Annotated in this window: 1 rRNA gene; it reads left to right on the top strand. The window is 52.7% G+C overall.

The annotated features are described in order from the left end of the window. Positions 1 to 1,336: ribosomal RNA gene (locus B5D35_RS23790) — 23S ribosomal RNA — on the top strand; the annotation flags it as partial. Positions 1,337 to 1,370 lie beyond the last annotated feature (34 nt).

The raw sequence follows: 1,370 nt of genomic DNA, 5'->3' as shown, positions 1-1,370 counted from the left end.
GGAAAAGCCTCTAAGCTTCAGGTTATAAGGAATCGTACCCCAAACCGACACAGGTGGTCGGGTAGAGAATACCAAGGCGCTTGAGAGAACTCGGGTGAAGGAACTAGGCAAAATGGTACCGTAACTTCGGGAGAAGGTACGCTGCCCATGGTGAAGTCCCTTGCGGATGGAGCTGAGGGCAGTCGCAGATACCAGGTGGCTGCAACTGTTTATTAAAAACATAGCACTGTGCAAAATCGAAAGATGACGTATACGGTGTGACGCCTGCCCGGTGCCGGAAGGTTAATTGATGGGGTTATCTTCGGAGAAGCTCTTGATCGAAGCCCCGGTAAACGGCGGCCGTAACTATAACGGTCCTAAGGTAGCGAAATTCCTTGTCGGGTAAGTTCCGACCTGCACGAATGGCGTAATGATGGCCACGCTGTCTCCACCCGAGACTCAGTGAAATTGAAATCGCAGTGAAGATGCTGTGTACCCGCGGCTAGACGGAAAGACCCCGTGAACCTTTACTACAGCTTGGCACTGAACATTGACCCTACATGTGTAGGATAGGTGGGAGGCTTTGAAGCAAATACGCCAGTATTTGTGGAGCCGTCCTTGAAATACCACCCTTGTATGCTTGATGTTCTAACGTTGGCCCCTTATCGGGGTTGCGGACAGTGCCTGGTGGGTAGTTTGACTGGGGCGGTCTCCTCCCAAAGAGTAACGGAGGAGCACGAAGGTGGGCTAATCACGGTCGGACATCGTGAGGTTAGTGCAATGGCATAAGCCCGCTTGACTGCGAGAATGACAATTCGAGCAGGTGCGAAAGCAGGTCATAGTGATCCGGTGGTTCTGAATGGAAGGGCCATCGCTCAACGGATAAAAGGTACTCCGGGGATAACAGGCTGATACCGCCCAAGAGTTCATATCGACGGCGGTGTTTGGCACCTCGATGTCGGCTCATCACATCCTGGGGCTGAAGTCGGTCCCAAGGGTATGGCTGTTCGCCATTTAAAGTGGTACGCGAGCTGGGTTTAGAACGTCGTGAGACAGTTCGGTCCCTATCTGCCGTGGGCGTTGGATGATTGAGAGGGGCTGCTCCTAGTACGAGAGGACCGGAGTGGACGAACCTCTGGTGTTCGGGTTGTCACGCCAGTGGCATTGCCCGGTAGCTAAGTTCGGAATCGATAACCGCTGAAAGCATCTAAGCGGGAAGCGAGCCTCAAGATGAGTCATCCCTAGAGCTATAAGCTCTCTAAAGGGTTGTTGGAGACTACGACGTAGATAGGTCAGGTGTGTAAGCGCTGCGAGGCGTTGAGCTAACTGATACTAATTGCCCGTGAGGCTTAACCATACAACACCCAAGGGGTTTTAGCGGACTCAAGTAA

Origin of the sequence: Enterovibrio nigricans DSM 22720, from assembly GCF_900167155.1 — a bacterium.
GTDB classification, from domain to species: Bacteria; Pseudomonadota; Gammaproteobacteria; order Enterobacterales; family Vibrionaceae; genus Enterovibrio; species Enterovibrio nigricans.
Note: the sequence above shows the minus strand (reverse complement) of the source record. Positions and strands in the feature narration are given on the sequence as shown.